The sequence below is a fragment of the Pseudomonas shiyinii genome (assembly GCF_056725765.1).
Window position 1 is genome coordinate 1,233,891 of sequence record NZ_CM161522.1, and the last position, 24,777, is coordinate 1,258,667.

Here is a 24,777-nt window from a genome sequence, read left to right on the forward strand (position 1 = left end):
GAAAGGCTCATTCGCACATTGGATGGGCCTTTTGTTTTCACCTTGGGGCTATAGCTCAGCTGGGAGAGCGCCTGCATGGCATGCAGGAGGTCAGCGGTTCGATCCCGCTTAGCTCCACCAATTCTGCCAGGGTCTGCGTAAGCAGCCTGCACGAAGGTTCACGTCCCCTTCGTCTAGTGGCCTAGGACACCGCCCTTTCACGGCGGTAACAGGGGTTCGAGTCCCCTAGGGGACGCCATTTTTACCCGCGTTTTGCGGGACTTCAAAGGCTCATTCGCATATTGAATGGGCCTTTTGTTTTTCTCCTTCCGAAAAAATATGTGCTGCACGACCGGCAGCAGATTTTGCTTGCCAACAAATATTACGAGCATAATATTACGCTCATAATGTTTTCGAGAGCCGGCCATGAGCGACAAGAAGAGTAAGACCCGCGAGCGCATCCTGGATGCGGCCTGCAGCGCCCTTATCCAGCACGGCCCCGCTGAACCGAGCGTGAGCCAGGTGATGAGCGCCGCTGGGCTGACAGTAGGTGGGTTCTATGCCCATTTCGACAGCAAAGATGAACTTATGCTGGAGGCATTTCGCCAGTTGCTGGGCGAGCGACGTGCATTGCTCGCCCAAGTGGACCCCAGCCTCGATGCCGAAGAGCGGCGGGCCCTGGTAGCGGCCTTCTACCTGTCGCGCAAGCACCGCGACGCCGAGGAGCATGCCTGCCCGCTGTCCAATGCCTTGAGCGAGATGCAGCGTTTGCCGAGTGCCTTCCGTGAGGTGCTGGCCGAGCACATCGAGCTGATCACCGCGCAGATGGTCGATCGGCCCGAAGACATCGACAAGGCCATCGCCGACCTCGCCTTGATGGTTGGCGGCCTGGCCTTGGCCAGAGCCCTGGGCGGTACCGAGCTGTCCGACCGGATCCTGCGTGCCGCCAAGTCGGCGGTGATCTGAACCACCTCTCCTGGAGCAAGCCATGACTACCCTGAGCTGGATTCGCGGCGTCAACGCAACCCTCGGCCGCCTGGCCCCCGAGCATGTCGCCGGGAGAATGCGCCGGGCCTTCATGACCCCGCGCAATTTGCCCCCGCGGCAGTGGGAGCTGCCGCTGCTGGCCAGGGCCGAGCGCATCACCCTGCGTTTCGGCTTGTCGGCCCTGCGCTGGGGCAAGGGGCCGACCGTGTTGATGATGCACGGTTGGGAAGGGCGCCCAACGCAATTCGCCGCGCTGATCGACACCTTGGTGGCCGCCGGGCATACGGTGGTCGCCCTGGAGGGCCCGGCCCATGGCCGCTCTCCAGGCCAACAGGCGCATGTGGTGCTGTTCGCCCGTGCCCTGTTGGAGGCTGCTGGCGAATTGCCGCCGCTGCGGGCCGTGATCGGCCATTCCATGGGCGGTGCCAGCCTGCTGCTGGCCTTGCAGTGGGGCCTGCGTACCGAGGCGGCGGTGAGCATCGCTGCGCCGGCCCAGCTGCTGGGTGTTGTGCGTGGCTTCGCCCATCGGCTGGGGTTGCCGGCACGGGCCAGGGCGGCGCTCATTCGCCAGATCGAACAGGATGTCGGCGTGCAGATCTCGCGCCTGGACGTCAGCGGCTACCAGCTGGACATGCCTGGGCTGGTGGTGCACGCCAGTGACGACCCCTTGGTGCCGGCCAGCGAGGCCCAGTTGATCCACAAGGCCTGGTTCGACAGCCGCCTGATGGTGCTGGAGGAGGGTGGGCACCAGCGTGTGCTGGCCGACCCGCGGCTGAACGAGGCCGTGCTCGAGCTGCTGGCCCGCACCGCGATCGGCGCACGGCAAAGCGCCTGAGATCCGGTACACTCTGCCCGTTCACTGACCAACGGGAGCGGGCATGAGCTGGGACCTGGCATCGCCATTCATCATCGACCTTCGCGTCGGCGCCGAGGACATCGACGGCCTCGGCCACGCCAATAACGCCGTCTACGTCACTTGGCTGGAGCGCTGCGCCTGGCGGCATTCCCAGCGCCTGGGGCTGGACTTGGCCGAATACCGGCGCCTGGACCGCGCCATGGCCGTGGTGCGCCACGAAATCGACTACCTGGCCGCCGCCTACGAGGACGACGAGCTGCAGCTGGCCACCTGGATCATCGACTGGGACCAGCGCCTGCGCATGACCCGCCGCTTCCAGCTCAAGCGCCCCCGCGATGGTGTCACCGTGCTGCGCGCACAAACCACCTTCGCCTGTATCGAGCTTTCCAGCGGCAAGCCCAAGCGCATGCCGGCCGAGTTTCTCGACGGCTACGGCCCGGCGCTGATCGGTGCCTGAATGCGCTGTCTTTTTTGCTAGACTGCCGCCTTTTGGCGCCGAGACCCTGAAATGCAAATTGCCCTGGCCCCCATGGAGGGGCTGGTCGACAACATCCTGCGCGACGTCCTGACCCGGGTCGGTGGCATCGATTGGTGCGTCACCGAGTTCATCCGTGTCTGCGATCGTCTGTTGCCGCCTTCGTCGTTCGACAAGCTGGCGCCGGAGCTGCGCCAGGGCGCACGGACCGCAGCCGGGGTGCCGATGCGCGTGCAACTGCTCGGCTCCGACCCGGCGTGCCTGGCCGATAACGCCGTGCTGGCCTGCGAGCTTGGCGCGCCAGTGATCGACCTGAACTTCGGCTGCCCGGCCAAGACCGTGAACAAATCACGCGGTGGCGCGGTGTTGCTCAAGGAGCCGGAGCTGCTGCACGCCATCGTTCGCGAAGTGCGCCGGGCGGTGCCGGCACACATTCCGGTAACGGCGAAGATGCGCCTGGGCTTCGACAGCCCGGACGGCGCCCTGGAATGCGCCACGGCCTTGGCCGAAGGCGGAGCCGGGCATCTGGTGGTGCATGCCCGGACCAAGGTCGAGGGCTACAAGCCGCCGGCTCACTGGGAGTGGGTGGCGCGGGTGCAGGAGGTGGTGAAGGTGCCGGTGTTCGCCAATGGCGAGATCTGGACCGTGGACGATTGGCGTCGTTGCCGTGAAGTCAGCGGAGCCGAGGACATCATGCTCGGCCGGGGCCTGGTCTCGCGGCCGGACCTGAGCCTGCAGATCGCCGCCGCGCGCGATGGGCGGGACTATCAGCCCATGAGCTGGGACGAGCTGCTGCCGCTGCTGCGCGAATTCTGGCGCCAGGCCCAGGCCAAACTGTCGCCGCGCTATGCGCCGGGGCGGCTGAAGCAGTGGCTGGCCATGCTGACCCGCAGCTATCCCGAGGCGGTGGCATTGTTCGCCCAGTTGCGGCGCGAGGATGACTGCCTGCGGATCAGTGGACTGCTCGGGGTTGGCGTGCAGGCATTCGATGAATGCGTTGCCTGACCGGCCCGATCGCCGGCAAGCCGGCTCCCACCCATATTGCGCTGCGGTTGTCACACCGCCGAACCTGTGGGAGCCGGCTTGCCGGCGATTGGGCCGGGGCAGGCAATCCAAGGCAATTGCTTCACGGAGCTGGCGCACAAAAAAATTTGCTCATGCCTCTTGAAACCGTCTTGTCGGCCCCTATCTCTTGAGTACGCGATGCCGAAGTCGGGTCGCGTAGTGACTTAACTTGCTGAATCTCAGGAGTTCATGACCATGACTACCGCTTTCTCTCTCGCACCGCTGTTCCGCAATTCCGTCGGCTTCGACCGTTTCAATGACCTATTCGAGTCCGCGGCACGTAACGAGGCGGGTAGCAGCTACCCTCCCTACAATGTGGAAAAGCACGGCGATGACCACTATCGCATCGTGGTTGCCGCAGCCGGTTTCCAGGAGCAGGACCTCGACCTTCAGGTCGAGAAAGGCGTCCTGACCGTCACCGGCGGCAAGCGCGACAACAGCACCGAAGGCGTTACCTACCTGCACCAGGGCATTGCCCAGCGCGCCTTCAAGCTGTCCTTCCGCCTGGCTGACCACATCGAGGTGAAGGCCGCGGGCCTGGCCAACGGCCTGCTCAGCATCGACCTGCTGCGCATCGTGCCGGAAGAAGCCAAGCCCAAGCGCATCCCGATCAATGGCGAACAGCCTGCGTTGAACTGAGTTCGGCTCAGTGAAGAAAGGGCACCTTCGGGTGCCCTTTTTGCGTTTCTGGGACGCGCCTCAATAATCCGCCGGGGTCTCGATCAATATTTGGCGGAACTCCATCAGCGGCAGTGGCCGACTGTGCAGGTAGCCTTGGTACAGGTGGCAACCCTGGCGTTCGAGGAATTCCAGCTGCCCGGACTGCTCGACCCCTTCGGCGATCACCGCCAGGTCCAGGCTGCGGGCCATGGCCACGATGGCCCGGACGATCTCGGCGTCGTTCGGGTCGTTGGGGGCGTCGCGCACGAAGGTCTGGTCGATCTTCAAGGTATCCACGGGCAGGCGCTTGAGGTAGGTCAAGGAGGAGTAGCCGGTACCGAAGTCGTCCATGGCAAAGCTCACCCCATAGCGTTTGAGCTCGCGCATTTTGCTGATGGTGTCCTCCAAGTTCTGGATGACGATACCCTCGGTGATCTCCAGCGTCAGCATGCTCCGTGGCAGGCGGTAGTCGTCCAGGCTGCGCAGCACCCGTTCGACGAAATCGTTCTGGCGGAATTGCCGGGGGCTGATGTTGACGCACAGGCTGAAGTCGTCGGCATCGATCAGCCCGTCGGCCAGCATGCGTGCGCAGGCATCGCAGGCTTCGTCGAGAATCCAGTTGCCAACTTCGAGGATCAGGCCGCTTTCTTCCAATACTTGGATGAACTGCGCCGGGGGTTGCTGGCCCAGCTGGGGATGATGCCAGCGCAATAGCACTTCGGCGCCGACGATGCGATTGTCACGCGCATCGACCTGGGGCTGGAAGTGCAGGGCAAGCTCGCCCCTGGCCAGGGCCAGGCGTAGATCGGTCTCCATGCGCAGGCGCTCGCTGGCCGCCTTCTGCATGGTGGTATGGAACAGCTGTGTGGTGTTGCGCCCCGAGTCCTTGGCCCGGTAGAGGGCGATATCGGCACGCTTGAGCAGGTCGGCCGGGGTCGCGCCGTGGTCGGGAATCAGTGCCACGCCGATGCTCGGTGTCACCTGCAGGCGCTGGCCGTCCAGGGACATCGGCTCGGCGAGCAGCTCGCGCAGGGTGTCGGCCAGGTCGCGCACTTTGTGCTCGACCTGTTCGCGGCTGCCCTCCAGGCCGCTGAGCAGTACCACGAACTCGTCGCCGCCCAGGCGCGCCACGGTGTCTTCCAGGCGAACGCTGGCCTCCAGGCGGGCGGTGATGATCTTGAGGACCGTATCGCCCACCGGGTGGCCGAGGGAGTCGTTGATGTGCTTGAAGTGGTCCAGGTCCAGGAATAGCAGGGCGCCGCGCAGGTTGTGACGCTTGAGCAGGGCGATCTGCTGGCTCAGGCGGTCCATCAGCAGGGCACGGTTGGGCAGGTTGGTCAGCGGGTCGTGGTAGGCCAGGTGGCGGATCTGAGCCTGGGCATTCTTCAACTGGCTGACGTCCCGAGCGGTCAATAGCAGGCAGTCGGCTTCGTTGAGGCTGAGCGGTTCCACCGAGACCTCCACGGTCAGGATGTCACCGCGTTTGTTGCGCCCGAGCATCTCCCGGTGATGCACACGACCACGCTCCTTGAGTTCGGTCAGTAAGGCGGCGCGTTGCTTCTCGTCGGCCCAGATGCCGATCTCATAAACAGTGCGACCGATCACCTCGGCAGCGCTGTAGCCGGTCAGCCGGCAGAAACCATCGTTCACCTCCAGGTAGCGGCCCGTCCTGCGTTCGGTGAGGGTGATGGCGTCGGGGCTGGAATGGAAGGCCTTGGCGAACTTTTCCTCGCTGGCCTTGAGCGCTGCCTCGGCGCGCTGCTGCTGGGTGATGTCACGCAGCGTCGTGACGCTGCAGGGGGCGCCGTCGACCGTGATCAGGCAGCTGGAAATCAGGCAAGTGAGGGCGGTGCCGTTGCGGTGATTGACCACCACTGCCACGTTGCTCAGGGCTTTTTCGCGGATCACCCGCTCGATGCGCTGCGCGCGGGCGGCCGATTCGGCCCATAGGCCGATCTGTTCGGCAGTGCGACCGATCACCTGGTCGGCGCTCCAACCGAAGGTCTGGGTGAAGGCGCGGTTGATCTCGATGAACTGGCCGCTGTCCTGGCGGGTCACGCAGATCGGGTCGGGGCTGACCTGGAACAGGCTGGCGAACTTTTCTTCCGAGGCCGTCAGACGCTGTTCACGTTCCACCTGGTCGGTGATGTCGAGCAGGGTGCCGGCCATGCGCAGCGGGTTGCCTTGCTCGTCGCGGTACAGGCGGGCGCGGCTTTCGATATAGCGCGAGGCGCCGTTCTCCAGTTGCACGCGATAGGTGATCTGGTAGTTGCCCGCCGGCCCTTCGCGCAGGCTGCGGTAGGCCTGGCGCATGACGTTGCGCTCCTGCTCGGGCACGCCTTCGAAGAAGGCGTCGAAGGACTCGTGGAACGGCACCGGTTCCAGCCCGTGCAATTGCGCGGCGCGGGCCGAGCCATAGAGCATGCCGCTGGGGATGTGCCAGTCCCAGGTGCCCAGTTGCGCGGAGTCCAGCGCAAGGTCCAGGCGCTCCTGGCTGTCCTTGAGCGCCTGTTCGGCGCGCTTGCGTTCGCTGGTATCGACGAAGGTGCTGAGCAGGTACGTCACGCCCTCGAGCTCGATGCTCTGGGTGCACAGTATGCCGTCGTGGAGCTTGCCGGTACTGGCCCGGAATTGCACTTCCAGGGTCAGCGGGCCGCCATTGCCGCGGGTATTGTCCAGCACCTGGTGGCGCAGGTCAGGGTTGACCCACAGGCCCAGCTCCAGGGTGGTCTTGCCGACCACCTGGTCGCCTGGCCAGCCGAACATGTCCTCGAAGTGCTGGTTGACCTCGTAGATCATGCCGTCGTGGCGACGGGTCAGGAGGATGGCGTTGGGGCTCAGGTGAAACAGCGTGGCAAAGCGCTTTTCCGAGTTGATCAGCGCGGTTTCCCGCTCTCGTTGGCGGGTGATCTCACGCACCACGCCGATCATCTGCGGGCGGCCGTGGTGGTCGTGGGTCAGGCTGCCATTGATCTCCAGCCAATGCAGGGTGCCGTCCGGCCAGCGGATGCGGTGGCGCATGGCCTGTTCCACCGGCTCGCCATTGACCACGGCCTGGAACACCTGGCGTGTGCGGGCGCGGTCTTCCTCGGGCAGCAACTCGAGGTAGTCGATGTCGCGGGGCATCGGCCGCTGCGGGTCGAAACCGAACAGGGCCTGGGTGGCGCGGGACCAACTGACCCGGCCGCTTTCGATATCCCAGAGCCAGGCGCCGAGACGGGCCCCATTGAGCGCGGCCAGCAGTTGCGGGGCGTTCTGCCAGGTCTGCTCCGACTCCTGGGGATCCGCCGCGTGGATGCGCGGCAGGCGCGGAAAACGGTTTGCTGATTTTGGCATCGATACCAGACCTTTGGCGGATGACGCGTCCTTGAAGAAGGCCGACCGACCCGGGGTCAGGCGGACCCGGCGTGGCTGTCGAGCAAGGCCATGAACGCCCTGGCCGCATTCGACAGCGTGCGTTCCGTATGCAGAATGTAGCCTAGCTGGCGAGACAGCTGTATGCCGGGCAAGGCGATGGATGCAACCTGTTCATCGAGCATGGTGCGCGGTAGCACGCTCCAGGCCAGGCCGATGGACACCATCATCTTGATGGTTTCCAGGTAATTGGTGCTCATGGCGATGTTCGGCGTCAGCCCCTGGCTTTCGAACAGCCGCTGGACGATGTGGTGGGTGAAGGTGTTGCCGCCGGGGAATACCGCCGGGTGGCGGGCCACATCGGCGAGGCTGACCTGCTGGTTGCTGGCCAGGGGGTGTTCTGGTGCTGCGACGAAATCCAGGGCATCGTCCCATACCGGCACTGCCCGGATCAGGTGATGAGGCTCGGGGGCCAGGGTGATCACGGCAATTTCTGCACGGCCATGGAGAATTTCATCGTAGGCCGCTTCCGAATCGAGGAACTGAATATCCAGCGCAACGCCGGGGTGCTCCCGGGTGAAGGCCCGTAACAGCGGGGGCAGGCGGTGCAGGCCGATATGGTGGCTGGTGGCCAGGGTCAGGCGACCCGTGACTTCGCCGGTCAAATTGTTCAACGCCCGTCGGGTATCATCCAGTACGTTGAGGATCTGGTAGGCGCGCGGCAGCAGGGCCCGGCCTGCCTCGGTCAATGTCACTTCGCGGCCCAGGCGGTCGAACAGGCGTACGTCCAGTTGCTGCTCGAGCCCGGCGATGCGCTTGCTGATGGCTGGCTGGGTCAGGTGCAGGCGTTCACCGGCCCCGGAAAAGCTGCCGGTCTCGGCGATGGCGATGAAGGCGCTGAGGTTGGCCAGGTCCACGGCATCGAATTCCTATTGGTTATCCAAAGCATAAAAATTATGAATTTGAGTTATTCAATCTAACGCCATAGCATCGACCGTACAAGCCAAGGGGTTATTGGCATAGAAATACGCTGATGAGGAACAGTCTGATGGCTGGCAAAACGCTCTACGACAAACTCTGGGAAGCACATGAAGTCAAGCGACGCGACGATGGTTCGTCCTTGATCTACATCGACCGTCACATCATCCACGAAGTGACCTCGCCCCAGGCCTTCGAAGGCCTGCGCCTGGCCAACCGCAAGCCGTGGCGCATCGATGCCAACATCGCCACCCCGGACCACAACGTGCCGACCACGCCCGAGCGCAAGGGCGGCATCGATGCCATCGTCGACCAGGTGTCGCGCCTGCAGGTGCAGACCCTCGACGAGAACTGTGACGAGTATGGCATCGTCGAATTCAAGATGAACGACGAACGCCAGGGCATCGTCCACGTCATCAGCCCTGAGCAAGGCGCCACCTTGCCCGGCATGACCGTGGTCTGCGGCGACTCGCACACCTCGACCCACGGCGCCTTTGGCGCGCTGGCCCACGGCATCGGCACCTCCGAGGTCGAGCATGTGCTCGCCACCCAGTGCCTGGTCGCCAAGAAGATGAAGAACATGCTGGTGCGCGTCGAAGGCACCTTGCCTGCCGGCGTGACCGCCAAGGACATCGTCCTGGCCGTGATCGGCAAGATCGGCACCGCCGGTGGCAATGGCCACGCCATGGAGTTCGCCGGCAGCGCCATCCGTGAGTTGTCCATGGAAGGCCGCATGACCATCTGCAACATGTCCATCGAAGCCGGTGCCCGTGTGGGCCTGGTGGCTGTGGACGACACCACCGTCGCCTACGTCGAGGGCCGCCCGTACGCGCCCAAGGGCGAGCAGTGGACGCAGGCGGTGCAGGCCTGGAAGGGTTTGGTCTCCGATGCCGACGCGGTGTTCGACACCGTGGTCGAGCTGGACGCCTCGCAGATCAAGCCACAGGTCAGCTGGGGCACCTCGCCGGAGATGGTCCTGGCCGTCGACCAGCGCGTGCCGGACCCGGCCGCCGAGCCTGACCTGATCAAGCGCGGCTCCATCGAGCGAGCGCTCAAGTACATGGGCCTGGCCGCCAACCAGGCGATCACCGACATCAAGCTCGACCGCGTGTTCATCGGCTCGTGCACCAACTCGCGTATCGAAGACTTGCGCGCCGCTGCCGAGATCGCCAAGGGCCGCAAGGTCGCGGCCAACGTCAAGCAGGCGCTGGTGGTACCGGGCTCCGGCCTGGTCAAGGCCCAGGCCGAGCGTGAAGGGCTGGACAAGATCTTCATCGAGGCTGGTTTCGAATGGCGTGAGCCAGGCTGTTCCATGTGCCTGGCCATGAACCCGGACCGCCTGGAGAGCGGCGAGCATTGCGCCTCGACCTCCAACCGCAACTTCGAAGGCCGTCAGGGTGCCGGTGGCCGTACCCACCTGGTCAGCCCGGCCATGGCCGCCGCCGCCGCGGTGACCGGCCACTTCATCGATGTCCGCGAGTTGATCCAAGGGAGCGCAGCATGAAAGCCTTTACCCAGCACACCGGCCTTGTCGCGCCATTGGATCGCGCCAACGTCGACACCGACCAGATCATCCCCAAGCAGTTCCTGAAGTCGATCAAGCGTACCGGCTTCGGCCCCAACCTGTTCGACGAGTGGCGCTACCTGGACGTGGGCCAACCTTACCAGGACAACAGCAAGCGCCCGCTGAACAAGGATTTCGTGCTCAACCACGAACGCTACCAGGGGGCCAGCGTGTTGCTGGCACGGGAGAACTTCGGTTGCGGTTCGAGCCGCGAGCACGCCCCGTGGGCACTGGACGAATACGGCTTCCGTAGCGTCATCGCCCCGAGCTTCGCCGACATCTTCTTCAACAACAGCTTCAAGAATGGCCTGCTGCCGATCATCCTCAGCGACGAGGAAGTCGACGAGCTGTTCAGGCAGGTCGAGGCCAACCCGGGTTACCAGCTGACCATCGATTTGCAGGCCCAGGCCGTGACCCGCCCGGACGGCAAGGTGCTGCACTTCGAGATCGACGCCTTCCGCAAGCATTGCTTGCTCAACGGCCTCGATGATATCGGCCTGACCCTGCAGGACAGCGACGCGATCAAGGCGTTCGAAGGCAAGCACCGCGCAGCGCAGCCTTGGCTGTTCCGTGATGCCTGAAGTGTGCAGGTGACAGTACCGGCCTCTTCGTGGGTAGATCCGCCCCCACAGGTGAAACCTGTAGGGGGCCTGTGGGAGCGGGTTTACCCGTGAAAGGGCCGGTGCAAGCAGCAAGAAACCCAAAGGATCGAGACATGACCAGCACCCAACACACCGATGTGGTCCAACGGCAGTTCGGCGAACAGGCCAACGCCTACCTCAGCAGCGCCGTGCATGCACAGGGCAGTGAATTCGCCCTGCTGCAGGCCGAGCTGGCGGGGCAGGGCCATGCCCGTGTGCTGGATCTGGGCTGCGGTGCCGGTCATGTCAGTTTCCATGTCGCCCCGCTGGTGGCCGAAGTGGTTGCCTACGACCTCTCCCAAGCCATGCTCGACGTGGTCGCCCGTGCCGCTGCCGAGCGCGGCCTGGCCAATATCACTACCGAACGCGGCGCCGCCGAACGCTTGCCGTTCGCCGATGCCGCGTTCGACTTCGTCTTCAGCCGCTACTCGGCCCATCACTGGAGCGACCTGGGGCTGGCCCTGCGCGAAGTGCGCCGGGTGCTCAAGCCGGGCGGCGTGGCGGCCTTCATCGACGTCATGTCACCCGGTAGCCCATTGCTCGACACCTACCTGCAAACGGTGGAAGTGCTGCGTGATACCAGTCACGTGCGTGACTACTCCGCCGCCGAATGGCAGCGCCAGGTCAGCGAGGCGGGCCTGCATGTACGCAGCCACACCCGCCAGCCGCTGCGCCTGGAGTTCGGCAGCTGGGTCGAGCGCATGCGCACCCCCGAGCCGATGCGCGTGGCCATCCGCCAGTTGCAGCAAGCCATGGGCGAAGAAGTGCGGCAGTATTACCAAGTCGAGGCCGATGGCTCGTTCAGCACGGACGTGCTGGTGTTGTGGGCCGAGCGTTAAGAACTTTTCGGTGTGGCCCGCTTGGCTGCACCGTGTGAATGGATAAGAGGAAAGCATGAGCAAGCAGATTCTGATTCTCCCAGGTGATGGCATCGGCCCGGAAATCATGGCCGAGGCCGTCAAGGTGCTGGAGCTGGCCAACGACAAGTTCCAGCTCGGCGTCACCCTGGAGCACGACGTCATCGGCGGTGCCGCCATCGACAAGCACGGCGTGCCGCTGGCCGACGAGACCCTGGAGCGCGCACGCAAGGCCGACGCGGTGCTGCTCGGTGCAGTGGGCGGGCCGAAGTGGGACAAGCTCGAGCGCGACATCCGCCCTGAGCGTGGCCTGCTGAAGATCCGCTCTCAACTGGGCCTGTTCGCCAACCTGCGTCCGGCGATCCTCTACCCGCAACTGGCCGATGCCTCCTCGCTCAAGCCGGAAATCGTCGCCGGCCTGGACATCCTCATCGTCCGTGAGCTGACCGGCGGCATCTACTTCGGTGCTCCGCGCGGCCAGCGCGAGCTCGAAGGCGGCGAGCGCCAGGCCTACGACACCCTGCCGTACAGCGAAAGCGAAGTGCGCCGCATCGCCCGTGTCGGCTTCGACATGGCCCGTGTGCGCGGCAAGAAGCTGTGCTCGGTGGACAAGGCCAACGTCCTGGCCTCCAGCCAGCTCTGGCGCGAAGTGGTCGAGGACGTGGCCAAGGACTACCCGGACGTCGAACTCAGCCACATGTACGTCGACAACGCCGCCATGCAGCTGGTCCGTGCACCCAAACAGTTCGACGTGATGGTGACGGACAACATGTTCGGTGACATTCTGTCGGATGAAGCTTCCATGCTGACCGGTTCCATCGGCATGCTGCCGTCTGCGTCGCTCGATGCCAACAACAAGGGCATGTACGAGCCGTGCCACGGCTCGGCCCCAGACATCGCCGGGCAGGGCATCGCCAACCCGTTGGCGACCATCCTGTCGGTGTCGATGATGCTGCGCTACAGCTTCAACCAGGTGGCCGCCGCCGACGCGATCGAGCAGGCTGTCAGCCGGGTGCTGGACCAAGGCCTGCGTACCGGCGACATCTGGTCGGCCGGGTGCAGCAAGGTAGGTACGCAGGAAATGGGCGACGCAGTAGTCGCAGCGCTGCGGAATCTGTAATCTCTCTGGCCCGCCATCGTCTTCCCTTCGATGGCGGCCCACTTTTAGCAAAGGTGTAGTTGCGATGAAACGTGTAGGTCTGATCGGTTGGCGCGGTATGGTCGGTTCCGTGCTCATGCAGCGGATGCTGGAGGAGCAGGATTTCGACCTCATCGAGCCGGTGTTCTTCACCACGTCCAACGTGGGTGGCCAGGGTCCGAACGTGGGCAAGGACATTGCTCCGCTCAAGGACGCCTATAGCATCGAAGAACTCAAGACCCTCGACGTCATCCTGACCTGCCAGGGCGGCGACTACACCAACGAAGTCTTCCCCAAGCTGCGCGAAGCCGGCTGGCAGGGCTATTGGATCGACGCCGCCTCGTCCCTGCGCATGCACGATGACGCGGTGATCATCCTCGACCCGGTCAACCGCAAGGTCATCGACCAGCAGCTGGACGCCGGTACCAAGAACTACATCGGCGGCAACTGCACCGTCAGCCTGATGCTGATGGGCCTGGGTGGCCTGTTCGAGGCGGGCCTGGTGGAGTGGATGAGCGCCATGACCTACCAGGCGGCCTCCGGTGCCGGCGCGCAGAACATGCGTGAACTGATCAAGCAGATGGGCGGCATCCATGCAGCGGTGGCCGATGACCTGGCCAACCCGGCCAGCGCCATCCTCGACATCGACCGCAAGGTCGCCGAGACCATGCGCGGCGAAGCCTTCCCGACCGAGAACTTCGGCGTACCGCTGGCGGGCAGCCTGATCCCCTGGATCGACAAGGAGCTGCCGAACGGGCAGAGCCGCGAGGAATGGAAGGCCCAGGCCGAGACCAACAAGATCCTCGGTCGCTTCAAGAACCCGATCCCGGTCGATGGCATCTGCGTGCGTATCGGCGCCATGCGTTGCCACAGCCAGGCGCTGACCATCAAGCTGAACAAGGACGTGCCGCTGGCGGACATCGAAGGCATGATCAGCCAGCACAATCCTTGGGTGAAGCTGGTACCGAACCAGCGTGACATCAGCATGCAGGAGCTGAGCCCGACCAAGGTGACCGGTACCCTGAACGTGCCGGTTGGCCGTTTGCGCAAGCTGAACATGGGCTCGCAGTACCTGGGCGCCTTCACTGTGGGTGACCAGCTGCTGTGGGGCGCTGCCGAGCCGCTGCGCCGCATGCTGCGGATCCTGCTGGAGCGTTGATCGCCCCCTCGGCGGATTGAACGAAAAACCCGTGCCCTGATGGTGCGGGTTTTTTGTTTATGGGGGGTACGGTTTTGGGGGCGGAAATCGCGCGCCGCCCCACCCCAAAACTCAAGCCAAGCACTTACCCTCAGCCGTACAACCCAAGTAAAGTGCCCACCCCAAGTTCCACCAGAAGGTTCCCCCATGCCCCAGCCCATCGACATCGCCATCATCGGTGCCACCGGTAACGTCGGCGAAACCCTCGTCCAGATCCTCGAGGAACTCGAGTTCCCTGTCGCTACCCTGCACCTGCTGGCCAGCATGGAATCGGCCGGCAGTAACGTCATGTTCCGCGGTAAGAAACTGCGTGTACGCGAAGTCGACAGCTTCGATTTCACCCAGGCCAAGCTTGCATTCTTCGCCGCCAGCCCCGCCGTGACCCGCAGCTTCGCCCCCAAGGCCCAGCTGGCCGGCTGCACGGTCATCGACCTGTCCGGCGGCCTGGACCAGGCCATGGCTGTGGTGCCCGAGGCCAACGGCGACCAGCTCGCCAAGCTCCAGCTACCTGCTCTGATCGCCAGCCCCAGCGCTGCCGCCGTGGCCCTGGCCGTGGCCCTGGCACCGCTCAAGGGCCTGCTGGACATCGAGCGCGTGCAGGTCATGGCATGCCTGGCCGTCTCAGCCCAGGGCCGTGAAGCGGTCAATGAACTGGCGCGCCAGACCGCCGAGCTGCTCAACGCCCGGCCACTGGAGCCGCGCTTCTTCGACCGCCAGGTCGCCTTCAACCTGCTGGCGCGGGTAGGCGCTGCCGATGAGCAAGGCCACACCCGCCTTGAACGCCGCCTGGTCGATGAACTGCGCGTACTGCTCGACCTGCCGACCCTGAAAATCTCCGTGACCTGCGTTCAGGCCCCCGTGTTCTATGGCGACAGCTTCAGCGTGGCCGTACAGAGCCGGCGCCCGGTCGACCTGGCCGCGGTCAACGACGCCCTGGAAGCCGCCGAAAGCATCGAATTGGTCGAGCCGGACGACTTTCCGACGGCCGTCGGCGACGCAGTGGGCCAAGACGTGGTCTATGTTGGTCGTGTACGCCATGGCGTCGATGAAGACGAGCAGCTCAATGTGTGGCTGACCACCGACAACGTGCGCAAGGGCGCGGCGCTCAACGCCGTGCAAGTGGCCGCGTTGTTGATAAAAGACATGGCGTAAAAGATACTGGCGGGTACTTTTGTCCTGCACCATACGCAGGTTTCGGGACGATTCTTACAAGGGAAGAGGTCATGCTTCGAATTCGCAAACTGGTTCTGGCCATGGCGGCAGCCTCGGCGTTGTCGTCCGGCATGGCGAACGCCCTCGGGTTGGGTGAACTGACCCTCAAGTCGGCACAGAACCAGCCACTGGATGCCGAGATCGAACTGCTCGATGTGCGCGACCTCACCGCGGCTGAAGTGGCGCCGAGCCTCGCGCCACCGGAAGAATTCGCCAAGGCAGGCGTGGCCTATCCCAGCTACCTTGAGGACCTCACCTTCACCCCGGTGATCAACCCCAACGGCAAGAGCGTGTTGCGGGTCACCTCCAGCCAGCCATTGCCGGCGCCGGTGGTGAAGTTCCTGGTCCAGGTGATGTGGCCCCAGGGCCGCCTGTTGCGTGACTACAATGTCCTGCTCGACCAAGCCAAGGCCCAGGGCGAGGCGCCGTCGGCGGCCAATGTCGAACCGGCAGTCAGCGGTGCGGGCAGCTACACCACCAAGCGCCGCGACACCCTGTGGCAGATCGCTGCGCGCAACACCCAAGGCGGCTCGATCCAGCAGACCATGCTGGCGATCCAGGCCTTGAACCCCGATGCTTTCATCGGTAACAACATCAACCAACTCAAGACCGGGCAGGTCCTGCGTCTGCCCGACCCGCAACAGGTCCAGAGCATTCCCCAGGGCGAAGCCGTTCGCGAGGTGGCCGAGCAGTATGCCGCCTGGCGTGAGGGGCGGCGCCTGGGGCCGCGTGCCCGGCAGCTGGACGCCACCCGGCGCGCAGCAGCCGGTGAGGCGCCGGAGCGTATTGCCCAGGGGGACAACCTGCGCCTGGTCAGCCCGGGCGGGCAGGGCGAAGCGGGGGAAACCAAAGCCCTCAGCGACAAGCTCGCGGTGGCCCAGGAAAGCCTGGACACCAGCCGCCGTGACAACGAGGAACTCAAGAGCCGCATGGCCGACCTGCAGAGCCAGTTGGACAAGCTGCAGCGCCTGATCGAGCTCAAGAACGACCAGCTGGCACGCCTCGAAGCGCAGGGGGCGGCGCAAACCCCGCCGCCTGCCGCGTTGCCTGGCGAGCCGGCACCCACGCAACCGCCGGTCAATGCCCAGCTGCCGTCGGCCGAGCCGGTGGTCAAGCCAGCTCCGGCCGCCGTGGACACGGCCCCAGCCGAGCAAGGCGAGCAGGCCCAGGGCGTGCTCGACGAACTGATGGGCAACCCGTTGCTGTTGGGTCTGCTCGCCGGTTCTGCGTTCCTGGTGCTGCTGCTGTTGCTGTTGTTGCTTGCCCGCAAGCGCAAGGCCCAGCAAGAAGCCGAGAAGCACCTGCGCATGGCGCGTGCACTGGCCGAGGAGGGCGAACGCAGCCCTGACCTGAACGTGCCGCCCGGAAGCTTCGATGATCTGGATGTATCGGCGCCGAGCGTGAAGCTCTCGCCGGCGGTGGTCGCCGCCTCGGCTGCCGCTGCCACGGCTGCGGAAAAACCGCTTGCACCGGAGCCGGCGCCAGCCCCGGCAACGCCTGCACCTGACAAGGACCCGATGGCCAGCCTGCTGGCCGAGGTGGACCAGAGCCTGGCGCAAGGCCGCCTGAACCATGCCGCCGACCTGCTCGAGCCGGCAGTGGCTGCCGAGCCGCAGCGCAGCGACCTGCGTTTGAAACTGATGGAAGTCTATGCCCGCCAAGGCGACCAGACCGCCTTTGCCGATCAGGAGCGTGCGCTTTCGCCTACCGACCAGAACAAGGCCCAGGTCGACACCTTGAAGGAACGCTTCCCGGCCATGCTCGGCGTCGCCGCCCTTGGCCTGGGGGCGGCGGCCCTGGCGGCCGAAATGGACAAGCAGTACGTCCACGATCTGCTGCAGGACGGCGAACAGGCGCTTGCAGACGCCGAGCCGGACCCGCTCGATACACCTATCGCGACCGAGCACTCGCCTGAAGCAGCGCTGGAGGCTGTCGCCGACGTCCCTGCCATCGAAGAAGATGATCTGGACGGCGCATTCGACCTGAGCCTGGACGATGACCTGCCGGTGGATGCGACGCTTGCGGCCGCGCCGTCGGAGCAAGCCGAAGTGGCCGAAGCTGCGCCGCAGGAAGCCGAACCGGTCGCCACCGACGCCGATGCCGATTTCGAAGCCCTGCTGGAGCAAGCCCAGGCCGAGCCGCAGAGTCTCGATGACCTGTCCGATTTCGACCTGGATGTCGGTGAGCCACAAGCGCCGGCAACAACGGAAGACGCCCCGGTCGACGTAGCTGCAGAGTTGGCGGCTTTCGACGAAATCCCGGAATTCGACCCGCTCTCGGAGCTGGAGCTGCCGGAAGACTTCGACCTGTCGCTGTCGCTGGACGATGAGTCGCCGGCCGACAAGCAGTTCGCCTCGGAGCTCGATGACGTCAATGCCGAGCTGGACAAGCTGTCCCAGAGCCTGGAGTCGCCGTCGCTGGAGCCGCACTTCACTGCCGCCGATGCCGCCCAGGAGCCGGACCCGCTGGACGACCTGGACTTCGACTTCTTCTCCGGCGCCGATGAGGTGGCCACCAAGCTCGACCTGGCGCGTGCCTACATCGACATGGGCGACCACCAGGGCGCTCGCGATATCCTCGATGAAGTGGTCAAGGATGGCGATGACGAGCAGCGCCAGGAGGCCGAGGACATGCTGTCGCGCCTGGTCTGACACCCAGGCGTGTCCTTGGTGGGAGGCCTGGGCAAGGGCTTGTCCCGCGATAGGTCGGCATTGTCCATGACGGGCTTTGCCAGCAACGGCAGCCCTCCCGGCTGCCGTTGCCGTTATAATGCCCGCCTTCCGTTTCACCCACAGGTTTCGCGCTCTTGGACATCAATGACATCGACCCGGCCGAATCGGCGGCCGAAGGCTACGCCCGCATCGCCCTGGGCGTGGAATACAAAGGTTCGCGCTACCGCGGCTGGCAGCGCCAGGCCAGCGGTGTGCCGAGTGTCCAGCAGGCCCTGGAACAAGCCCTGTCGACGGTGGCCAACGAGCCGATCTCGGTGATCTGTGCCGGGCGCACCGATGCCGGCGTGCACGGCTGCGGGCAGATCGTCCATTTCGACACCCGTGCCGTGCGCGATGAGCGAGCCTGGACCCTGGGCACCAATTTCAACCTGCCCCATGACATCAGCGTCACCTGGGCCAAGCCGATGCCGGCGCATTTCCATGCCCGCTTCAAGGCGACCGCGCGACGCTATCGCTACGTTATCTACAACGACCCGATCCGCCCTGCGCACCTGGCCGAGGAAGTGACCTGGAACCACCGTCCACTTGACGTCGCGCGCATGGCCGAGGCCGCGCAGTTCCTTCTGGGTACCCACGACTTCAGCGCCTTCCGGGCCAGCCAGTGCCAGGCCAAGTCGCCGATCAAGCACATCCATCACCTACGGGTCACTCGCCACGGCAAGATGATCGTGCTGGATGTCCGGGCCACGGCCTTCCTGCACCACATGGTACGCAACATCGCCGGTGTGCTGATGACCATCGGGGCCGGCGAGCGGCCGGTCAGCTGGGCGCGTGAGGTGCTGGAGGGGCGCAACCGCCGGGAGGGCGGTGTGACCGCCCACCCCTATGGCCTGTATCTGGTCCAGGTGGAGTACCCCGAGGAATTCGCCCTGCCGGTCCGTTACATCGGCCCACACTTTCTGACCGGCTACGAGGCGCTGGCGGACTGACGGGCGAAACGTCATTTGCTAACATCCGGCCTTTCACCGATCACCCAAGGTTCGCTGTCCATGAGCAACGTTCGCAGCAAGATCTGCGGGATTACCCGTATCGAGGACGCCCTGGCGGCCGCCGAAGCCGGCGCCGATGCCATCGGCCTGGTCTTCTACGCCAAGAGCCCGCGAGCGGTGGATGTGCATCAGGCGCGGGCCATCATTGCCGCACTGCCGCCGTTCGTGACCACGGTCGGCCTGTTCGTCAACGCCTCGCGTTGCGAACTCAACGAGATTCTCGAAGCTGTGCCGCTGGACCTGCTACAGTTCCACGGCGATGAAACCCCAGCCGATTGCGAAGGCTATCATCGCCCCTGGATCAAGGCCCTGAGGGTACGCCCTGGCGATGACCTCCAGGCGGCTTGCCAGCAGTACGCCGGCGCCCGGGGCATTCTCTTGGACACCTACGTGCCCGGCATCCCAGGCGGTACGGGCGAGGCCTTCGACTGGTCGTTGGTGCCGGCCTCCCTGAGCAAGCCGATCATCCTGGCCGGTGGCCTGTCGGCCGGCAACGTCGGCCAGGCCATTGCCCAGGTGCGTCCGTTCGCGGTGGATGTCAGCGGCGGCGTGGAGCAGGCAAAGGGGATCAAGGACGCCGCGAAGATCGAGGCGTTCATGCGTGCGGTGAAACAGGCGTGACGACGGATGTGACGGCTGCCCGCGCGCCATCGTCCATAGCTTTCGCAGCCCGGTGCTGTCAGGCCTGCCCATGGGGCGGGCCGTGCGGACTACCGGCATGACAGGTTGACGATGGCCCGGCCACCAGGCTGGCCCCGCATCGCGCGGGCCTCGGAGCCGGGCCGTCATCGTTTCATTGAAGAACATGAGCTCAAGGGCAGGGCATGGCCGGCCAGACCGGCCCCCGCCCACCGATACTGGAGAAAGAAAGCATGAGCAACTGGTTAGTCGACAAACTGATCCCTTCGATCATGCGTTCCGAGGTGAAGAAGAGCTCGGTGCCTGAAGGCCTGTGGCACAAGTGCCCGGCCTGCGAGGCCGTGCTGTATCGTCCGGAGCTGGAAAAGACCCTGGATGTCTGCCCCAAGTGCAACCACCACATGCGCATCGGCGCCCGTGCGCGCATCGACATCTTCCTCGACGCTGAAGGCCGTGCCGAACTGGGCGCCGACCTGGAGCCGGTCGACCGTTTGAAGTTCCGTGATGGCAAGAAGTACAAGGACCGCCTGACCGCGGCCCAGAAGCAGACCGGCGAGAAAGATGCCCTGATTTCCATGAGCGGTACCCTGATGGGCATGCCGATCGTGGTCAGCGCCTTCGAATTTTCCTTCATGGGCGGTTCCATGGGGGCCATCGTCGGCGAGCGCTTCGTACGTGCGGCCAACTACGCCCTCGAGCACCGCTGCCCGATGGTCTGCTTCTCCGCGTCCGGCGGCGCGCGTATGCAGGAAGCGCTCATCTCGCTGATGCAGATGGCCAAGACGTCCGCTGTGCTGGCGCGCCTGCGCGAAGAAGGCATTCCGTTCATCTCGGTGTTGACCGACCCTGTCTACGGCGGTGTTTCCGCGAGCCTGGCGATGCTTGGCGATGTCATCGTCGGCGAGCCGAAGGCCCTGATCGGCTTCGCCGGCCCCCGTGTGATCGAGCAGACCGTGCGCGAGAAGCTGCCAGAAGGCTTCCAGCGCAGCGAGTTCCTCCTCGAGCATGGTGCCATCGACCTGATCATCTCCCGTGGCGAGCTGCGTCCGCGCCTGGCTCGCCTGCTGGCGCAGATGACCGGCCAGCCGACCCCGGCAGAGGCCCTCGAGGTGGCTGCCGTCGCGTGATGAACCTTCATACCCTGGGCGACTGGCTCGCCTACCTCGAGCAGCTGCACCCCTCGGCCATCGACATGGGGCTTGAGCGGTCGCAGCAGGTGGCTGCCCGGCTAGGGCTGGGCAGGCTTGCGCCCCGGGTGGTGACGGTCACCGGCACCAATGGCAAGGGCTCGACCTGTGCGTTCGTCGCTGCGTTGCTCCGGGCCCAGGGCCTGAAGGTCGGTGTGTACAGCTCGCCACATCTGTTGCGTTACAACGAACGGGTGCGTATCGACGGTGTCGAGGCCAGCGATGAGCGCCTGTGCGAAGCCTTCGCGGCCGTCGAGGCGGCCCGTGGCGAGATTACCCTGACCTACTTCGAAATGGGCACCCTGGCGGCCTTCTGGCTGTTCCAGCGGTCCTCGCTGGACGCCGTGGTGCTCGAGGTCGGTCTGGGTGGTCGCCTGGATGCCGTCAACCTGGTCGATGCGGACCTGGCGCTGGTCACCAGCATCGGCGTGGATCATGCCGATTACCTGGGCGATACCCGCGAATCCGTGGCCTTCGAGAAGGCGGGGATCTTCCGTCAGGGCAAACCTGCCCTGTGTGGCGATCTCAACCCCCCACAGCCTTTGCTGGACAAGGCGCGCGAACTGGCTTGCCCGTTCCTGTTGCGCGGCCGCGATTTCGACCTGGCAACCACCGACCAGCATTGGCAATGGCGGGGCAGCCGGCCCGACGGTAGCAGCGCGGAGCTGCATGACCTGCCGCTGCTGGACCTGCCGATGGAGAACGCCGCTCTGGCGCTGCAGGCCTATCTGCTGATGGGCTTGCCTTTCGAGGCTGGGCAGATTCGCCAGGCGCTGCTCGATACCCAGGTGACCGGGCGTTTGGACCGCCGCATGGTGCGCTGGCAAGGCCGGCGCCTGGAGCTGTTGCTGGATGTGGGGCACAACCCCCATGCCGCCGAATACCTGGCTGCCCGTCTGGCTGCGCGCCCGGTCAAGGGGCGCCGCCTGGCGGTATTCGGCCTGCTCGCCGACAAGGACCTGGAGGGCGTGATCGCACCGTTCAAGGGGTTGGTCGACGAATGGGCGGTGGCGCCGCTGGATACCCCCCGCAGCCGCCCGGCTGCGGAACTGGCGGCGGCCTTGACGAACCTCGGTGCGGCGGTGAAGTCTTACACCAGCGTCGGTGCAGCCCTCGAAGGGCAGTGCGCGCAGGCGACGGCAGATGATCAGATCCTGCTGTTCGGTTCGTTTTTCTGTGTCGGCCAAGCCCTGGAATGGCTAGAGCGGCAAGCTCCGGAGGAGTAGATGGCAGTGCTGGATAAAGGGATGAAGCAGCGCATGGTCGGTGCGTTGGTGCTGGTGGCGCTGGCGGTGATCTTCCTGCCGATGCTGTTCACCCGCGAGGACGAGATGCGCCAGGTGCGTGTCGAGGCGCCCGAGGCGCCGGCGATGCCGAGCTTGCCGCAGGTGGAGGTGACGCCTGTGCAGGTGCCGGAGCCTCAGCCTTTGCCCGAGGTGCCGGAGCAACCGCCGGTGGTGGTCAACGAGTCCACCGCGCCCATGACCACGCCCAGCCAGCCGATCACCCCGGGGCCGTCCCAGCCAGCAGTCGCCCAGGCGCAGGCACCCAAGCCGGCGCCGAAGGTCGAGGCCAAGCCGGCGGTGACGCCCACCCCGACGGCCACCGCGCCCAAGCCTGCCGCGCCGTCCAAGGTCGATGCCAATGGCCTGCCGGTGAGCTGGTCGATCCAGCTGGCCAGCCTGTCCAATCGCGCAGGTGCCGACAAGCTGCAGAATACCCTGCGCAGCCAAGGGTACAACGCCTACGTCCGCTCGGCCGGTGGCATGAACCGCGTCTATGTCGGGCCATTGATCGAGCGTGCCGAGGCCGAGCGCCTGCGCGATGCGATCAACCGCCAGCACAACCTCAAGGGCTTCGTGGTGCGCTTCCAGCCCGAGCGCGGCTGAGCCTTTAGGGCTGCGCTTGCAGCCCCATCGCCGGCAAGCCGGCTCCCACCTGTCCTGCGCTGTTGTTAGAGACACCGCCAAACCTTCGGGAGCTGGCTTGCCAGCAATAGGGTCGGGGCAAGCAACCCAAGACAGTTGCTTCCACCATGCACCCCTGTGGGAGCCGGCTTGCCGGCGATAGGGTCCTCGCGAATCGCCTGACATTCCGCTTACCCCAAGCCCGCCGCTCTGGTAAAATGCGCCGCCTCAAACGTCGGCAGGCAGCACCGTGGCATTTACCTGGGTTGATTGGGCGATCATCGCGATCATCGCCATTTCCTCATTGATCAGTCTCAAGCGCGGCTTCGTCAAGGAAGCCTTGTCCCTGCTCATCTGGATCGTCGCCGGTGCGGTCGCCTGGATGTTCGGCGGCTCTCTTTCGCAGTATCTTGAAAGCTATATCCAGACGCCCTCGGCCCGCATCATCGCCGGTTGCGCCATTCTTTTCGTCGCCACCCTGCTGGTAGGGGCCATGATCAACTTCCTCATCGGCGAGCTGATCCGCGTGACCGGGTTGTCCGGCACCGATCGTTTCCTCGGCATGGCGTTCGGCGCCGCGCGGGGGGCTTTGCTGGTGGTGGTGGCCATCGGGCTGTTGAGCCTGGGGCCGGTACAACAGGACCCGTGGTGGCAGGAATCGCGCCTGATCCCACAGTTCCTCCTTGTCGCTGACTGGTCGAAGAACCTGATCCTGGGGTTCACCGGTCAGTGGATGTCCAGTGGAGTCAGCGCACCCGCTGATCTTCCGTTCAAGGAACAGTTGCTCGGGCCCACCAGGCCCTGAGCGCTTTTCAATCAAGTTTCATCAAAGTAGGGGTTGCGTCGCATGTGTGGCATCGTCGGTATCGTCGGTAAGTCGAACGTCAATCAGGCGCTGTATGACGCGCTAACCGTGCTCCAGCACCGCGGCCAGGACGCTGCCGGTATCGTGACCAGCCACGACGGCCGGTTGTTCCTGCGCAAGGATAACGGCCTGGTGCGCGACGTCTTCCAGCAGCGCCACATGCAGCGCCTGGTCGGCCACATGGGTATCGGCCACGTCCGCTACCCGACCGCGGGCAGCTCGACCTCGGCCGAGGCCCAGCCGTTCTACGTCAACTCGCCTTACGGCATCACCCTGGCGCACAACGGCAACCTGACCAACGTCGAGCAGCTGGCCAAGGAGATCTACGAATCCGACCTGCGCCACGTCAACACCAACTCCGACTCGGAAGTGCTGCTGAACGTGTTCGCCCACGAGCTGGCGGTGCGCGGCAAGCTGCAGCCGACCGAGGAAGACGTGTTCGCCGCGGTTTCCCACGTGCACAGCCGCTGCGTCGGTGGCTACGCGGTGGTGGCGATGATCACCGGCTATGGCATCGTCGGCTTCCGTGACCCCAACGGCATCCGCCCGGTCGTGTTCGGCCAGCGCCATACCGACGAAGGCGTCGAGTACATGATCGCCTCGGAAAGCGTTGCCCTGGACGTGCTCGGCTTCACCCTGATCCGTGACCTGGCGCCGGGCGAAGCGGTGTACATCACCGAAGAGGGGCAGATGTTCACCAAGCAGTGCGCCAACAACCCGAAGCTGCAGCCATGCATCTTCGAGCACGTCTACCTGGCCCGCCCGGACTCGATCATGGATGGCGTCTCGGTATACAAGGCGCGCCTGCGCATGGGCGAGAAGCTGGCCGAGAAGATCCAGCGCGAGCGCCCGGACCATGACATCGACGTGGTCATCCCGATCCCGGACACCAGCCGCACCGCGGCCCTGGAGCTGGCCAACCACCTGGGCGTCAAGTTCCGCGAAGGTTTCGTCAAGAACCGCTACATCGGCCGTACCTTCATCATGCCCGGCCAGGCCGCGCGCAAGAAGTCGGTGCGCCAGAAGCTCAATGCCATCGAGCTGGAATTCCGCGGCAAGAACGTGATGCTGGTGGACGATTCCATCGTGCGCGGCACCACCTGCAAGCAGATCATCCAGATGGCCCGTGAAGCCGGCGCCAAGAACGTCTACTTCTGCTCCGCGGCCCCCGCGGTGCGCTACCCCAACGTCTACGGCATCGACATGCCGAGCGCTCACGAACTGATCGCCCACAACCGTACCACCGAACAGGTGGCCGAGTTGATCGGCGCCGACTGGCTGGTCTACCAGGACCTGCCTGACCTGATCGATTCGGTCGGTGGCGGCAAGATCAAGATCGAGCACTTCGATTGCGCGGTGTTCAACGGTGAATATGTCACCGGCGACATCGACGACGCCTACCTGGAGCGTATCGAGCAGTCGCGCAACGACGCGGCCAAGGCGAAGAACCAGGCCGTCAGCGCGATCATCGACCTCTACAACAACTGATTTGGG

The 24,777-nt window shown here is 64.9% G+C and carries 21 protein-coding genes and 2 tRNA genes; 21 read left to right on the top strand and 2 right to left on the bottom strand.

Features of this window, described 5'->3' with window-relative positions:
• Positions 1-44: 44 nt before the first annotated feature.
• The 7 genes from ACXHGZ_RS05860 (at position 45) to ACXHGZ_RS05890 (ending at position 4,001) form a co-directional block, all read left to right on the top strand.
• Positions 45-120: transfer RNA gene (locus ACXHGZ_RS05860), tRNA-Ala, on the top strand.
• A gap of 42 nt (positions 121-162) precedes the next feature.
• Positions 163-238: transfer RNA gene (locus ACXHGZ_RS05865), tRNA-Glu, on the top strand.
• A 167-nt stretch (positions 239-405) separates the two neighbouring features.
• Complete coding sequence (locus ACXHGZ_RS05870) at positions 406-945, top strand: TetR/AcrR family transcriptional regulator (protein WP_480462845.1); 540 nt, start codon at positions 406-408, stop codon at positions 943-945.
• 22 nt (positions 946-967) lie between these two features.
• A complete protein-coding gene (locus ACXHGZ_RS05875) occupies positions 968-1,801 on the top strand; it encodes an alpha/beta fold hydrolase (RefSeq protein WP_480462846.1) in 834 nt (277 codons plus the stop codon).
• A gap of 43 nt (positions 1,802-1,844) precedes the next feature.
• On the top strand, positions 1,845-2,279 hold the full coding sequence (locus ACXHGZ_RS05880) for an acyl-CoA thioesterase (protein WP_084855045.1): 435 nt from the start codon (positions 1,845-1,847) through the stop codon (positions 2,277-2,279).
• A gap of 51 nt (positions 2,280-2,330) precedes the next feature.
• Positions 2,331-3,302, top strand: coding sequence for a tRNA dihydrouridine synthase (locus tag ACXHGZ_RS05885; RefSeq protein ID WP_480462847.1), 972 nt, complete (start codon positions 2,331-2,333; stop codon positions 3,300-3,302).
• 255 nt (positions 3,303-3,557) lie between these two features.
• Entirely contained in the window at positions 3,558-4,001 is a 444-nt protein-coding gene (locus tag ACXHGZ_RS05890; protein WP_084855047.1) for an Hsp20 family protein, read from the top strand.
• 60 nt (positions 4,002-4,061) lie between these two features.
• On the opposite strand, the gene ACXHGZ_RS05895 is transcribed toward ACXHGZ_RS05890, so the two are convergent.
• Entirely contained in the window at positions 4,062-7,358 is a 3,297-nt protein-coding gene (locus ACXHGZ_RS05895; RefSeq protein ID WP_480462848.1) for a PAS domain S-box protein, read from the bottom strand.
• Between the two features lie 56 nt (positions 7,359-7,414).
• The gene (locus tag ACXHGZ_RS05900; protein ID WP_480462850.1) at positions 7,415-8,293 is read right to left on the bottom strand and encodes a LysR family transcriptional regulator; all 879 of its coding nucleotides are present in this window, start codon (positions 8,291-8,293) and stop codon (positions 7,415-7,417) included.
• A 131-nt stretch (positions 8,294-8,424) separates the two neighbouring features.
• Between ACXHGZ_RS05900 and leuC the strand changes: the two genes are divergently transcribed.
• The 14 genes from leuC (at position 8,425) to purF (ending at position 24,771) form a co-directional block, all read left to right on the top strand.
• Positions 8,425-9,858: a 3-isopropylmalate dehydratase large subunit gene (leuC, locus tag ACXHGZ_RS05905; RefSeq protein ID WP_084855050.1), complete on the top strand. Its 1,434-nt coding sequence runs from the start codon at positions 8,425-8,427 to the stop codon at positions 9,856-9,858.
• Entirely contained in the window at positions 9,855-10,499 is a 645-nt protein-coding gene (gene leuD, locus ACXHGZ_RS05910) for a 3-isopropylmalate dehydratase small subunit (RefSeq protein WP_084855051.1), read from the top strand. The genes leuC and leuD overlap by 4 nt, the downstream gene beginning before the upstream one ends.
• 134 nt (positions 10,500-10,633) lie before the next feature.
• Complete coding sequence (locus ACXHGZ_RS05915) at positions 10,634-11,398, top strand: class I SAM-dependent methyltransferase (RefSeq protein ID WP_084855052.1); 765 nt, start codon at positions 10,634-10,636, stop codon at positions 11,396-11,398.
• 55 nt (positions 11,399-11,453) lie between these two features.
• On the top strand, positions 11,454-12,536 hold the full coding sequence (gene leuB / locus ACXHGZ_RS05920) for a 3-isopropylmalate dehydrogenase (RefSeq protein WP_084855053.1): 1,083 nt from the start codon (positions 11,454-11,456) through the stop codon (positions 12,534-12,536).
• 64 nt (positions 12,537-12,600) lie between these two features.
• Positions 12,601-13,713, top strand: coding sequence for an aspartate-semialdehyde dehydrogenase (gene asd, locus ACXHGZ_RS05925; protein ID WP_084855054.1), 1,113 nt, complete (start codon positions 12,601-12,603; stop codon positions 13,711-13,713).
• A 186-nt stretch (positions 13,714-13,899) separates the two neighbouring features.
• Positions 13,900-14,904, top strand: coding sequence for an aspartate-semialdehyde dehydrogenase (locus ACXHGZ_RS05930; protein ID WP_480462853.1), 1,005 nt, complete (start codon positions 13,900-13,902; stop codon positions 14,902-14,904).
• Positions 14,905-14,975: 71 nt separating this feature from the next.
• Complete coding sequence (locus ACXHGZ_RS05935; RefSeq protein WP_480462854.1) at positions 14,976-17,615, top strand: FimV/HubP family polar landmark protein; 2,640 nt, start codon at positions 14,976-14,978, stop codon at positions 17,613-17,615.
• A 155-nt stretch (positions 17,616-17,770) separates the two neighbouring features.
• Positions 17,771-18,625: a tRNA pseudouridine(38-40) synthase TruA gene (gene truA, locus ACXHGZ_RS05940; RefSeq protein WP_416768257.1), complete on the top strand. Its 855-nt coding sequence runs from the start codon at positions 17,771-17,773 to the stop codon at positions 18,623-18,625.
• A gap of 60 nt (positions 18,626-18,685) precedes the next feature.
• Positions 18,686-19,306 (top strand): phosphoribosylanthranilate isomerase, encoded by a 621-nt coding sequence (locus ACXHGZ_RS05945; protein ID WP_480462857.1) that lies wholly within the window; start codon positions 18,686-18,688, stop codon positions 19,304-19,306.
• Positions 19,307-19,557: 251 nt separating this feature from the next.
• Positions 19,558-20,451, top strand: a complete 894-nt coding sequence (accD, locus tag ACXHGZ_RS05950; RefSeq protein WP_084855144.1) for an acetyl-CoA carboxylase, carboxyltransferase subunit beta — start codon at positions 19,558-19,560, stop codon at positions 20,449-20,451.
• Positions 20,451-21,737, top strand: coding sequence for a bifunctional tetrahydrofolate synthase/dihydrofolate synthase (gene folC, locus ACXHGZ_RS05955; RefSeq protein ID WP_480462859.1), 1,287 nt, complete (start codon positions 20,451-20,453; stop codon positions 21,735-21,737). The genes accD and folC overlap by 1 nt, the downstream gene beginning before the upstream one ends.
• The gene (locus tag ACXHGZ_RS05960) at positions 21,738-22,400 is read left to right on the top strand and encodes an SPOR domain-containing protein (RefSeq protein WP_480462860.1); all 663 of its coding nucleotides are present in this window, start codon (positions 21,738-21,740) and stop codon (positions 22,398-22,400) included.
• 268 nt (positions 22,401-22,668) lie between these two features.
• Entirely contained in the window at positions 22,669-23,223 is a 555-nt protein-coding gene (locus ACXHGZ_RS05965; protein WP_084855060.1) for a CvpA family protein, read from the top strand.
• A 42-nt stretch (positions 23,224-23,265) separates the two neighbouring features.
• A complete protein-coding gene (purF, locus tag ACXHGZ_RS05970; RefSeq protein ID WP_084855061.1) occupies positions 23,266-24,771 on the top strand; it encodes an amidophosphoribosyltransferase in 1,506 nt (501 codons plus the stop codon).
• Positions 24,772-24,777 lie beyond the last annotated feature (6 nt).

What these genes read in the sequence shown, in the direction of transcription:
- ACXHGZ_RS05870 (WP_480462845.1), top strand. Translation starts at nt 406, where the DNA reads ATGAGCGACAAGAAGAGTAAGACCCGCGAGCGCATCCTGGATGCGGCC.
- ACXHGZ_RS05875 (WP_480462846.1), top strand. Translation starts at nt 968, where the DNA reads ATGACTACCCTGAGCTGGATTCGCGGCGTCAACGCAACCCTCGGCCGC.
- ACXHGZ_RS05880 (WP_084855045.1), top strand. Translation starts at nt 1,845, where the DNA reads ATGAGCTGGGACCTGGCATCGCCATTCATCATCGACCTTCGCGTCGGC.
- ACXHGZ_RS05885 (WP_480462847.1), top strand. Translation starts at nt 2,331, where the DNA reads ATGCAAATTGCCCTGGCCCCCATGGAGGGGCTGGTCGACAACATCCTG.
- ACXHGZ_RS05890 (WP_084855047.1), top strand. Translation starts at nt 3,558, where the DNA reads ATGACTACCGCTTTCTCTCTCGCACCGCTGTTCCGCAATTCCGTCGGC.
- ACXHGZ_RS05895 (WP_480462848.1), bottom strand. Translation starts at nt 7,358, where the DNA reads ATGCCAAAATCAGCAAACCGTTTTCCGCGCCTGCCGCGCATCCACGCG.
- leuC (WP_084855050.1), top strand. Translation starts at nt 8,425, where the DNA reads ATGGCTGGCAAAACGCTCTACGACAAACTCTGGGAAGCACATGAAGTC.
- leuD (WP_084855051.1), top strand. Translation starts at nt 9,855, where the DNA reads ATGAAAGCCTTTACCCAGCACACCGGCCTTGTCGCGCCATTGGATCGC.
- ACXHGZ_RS05915 (WP_084855052.1), top strand. Translation starts at nt 10,634, where the DNA reads ATGACCAGCACCCAACACACCGATGTGGTCCAACGGCAGTTCGGCGAA.
- leuB (WP_084855053.1), top strand. Translation starts at nt 11,454, where the DNA reads ATGAGCAAGCAGATTCTGATTCTCCCAGGTGATGGCATCGGCCCGGAA.
- asd (WP_084855054.1), top strand. Translation starts at nt 12,601, where the DNA reads ATGAAACGTGTAGGTCTGATCGGTTGGCGCGGTATGGTCGGTTCCGTG.
- ACXHGZ_RS05930 (WP_480462853.1), top strand. Translation starts at nt 13,900, where the DNA reads ATGCCCCAGCCCATCGACATCGCCATCATCGGTGCCACCGGTAACGTC.
- ACXHGZ_RS05935 (WP_480462854.1), top strand. Translation starts at nt 14,976, where the DNA reads ATGCTTCGAATTCGCAAACTGGTTCTGGCCATGGCGGCAGCCTCGGCG.
- ACXHGZ_RS05945 (WP_480462857.1), top strand. Translation starts at nt 18,686, where the DNA reads ATGAGCAACGTTCGCAGCAAGATCTGCGGGATTACCCGTATCGAGGAC.
- accD (WP_084855144.1), top strand. Translation starts at nt 19,558, where the DNA reads ATGAGCAACTGGTTAGTCGACAAACTGATCCCTTCGATCATGCGTTCC.
- folC (WP_480462859.1), top strand. Translation starts at nt 20,451, where the DNA reads ATGAACCTTCATACCCTGGGCGACTGGCTCGCCTACCTCGAGCAGCTG.
- ACXHGZ_RS05960 (WP_480462860.1), top strand. Translation starts at nt 21,738, where the DNA reads ATGGCAGTGCTGGATAAAGGGATGAAGCAGCGCATGGTCGGTGCGTTG.
- purF (WP_084855061.1), top strand. Translation starts at nt 23,266, where the DNA reads ATGTGTGGCATCGTCGGTATCGTCGGTAAGTCGAACGTCAATCAGGCG.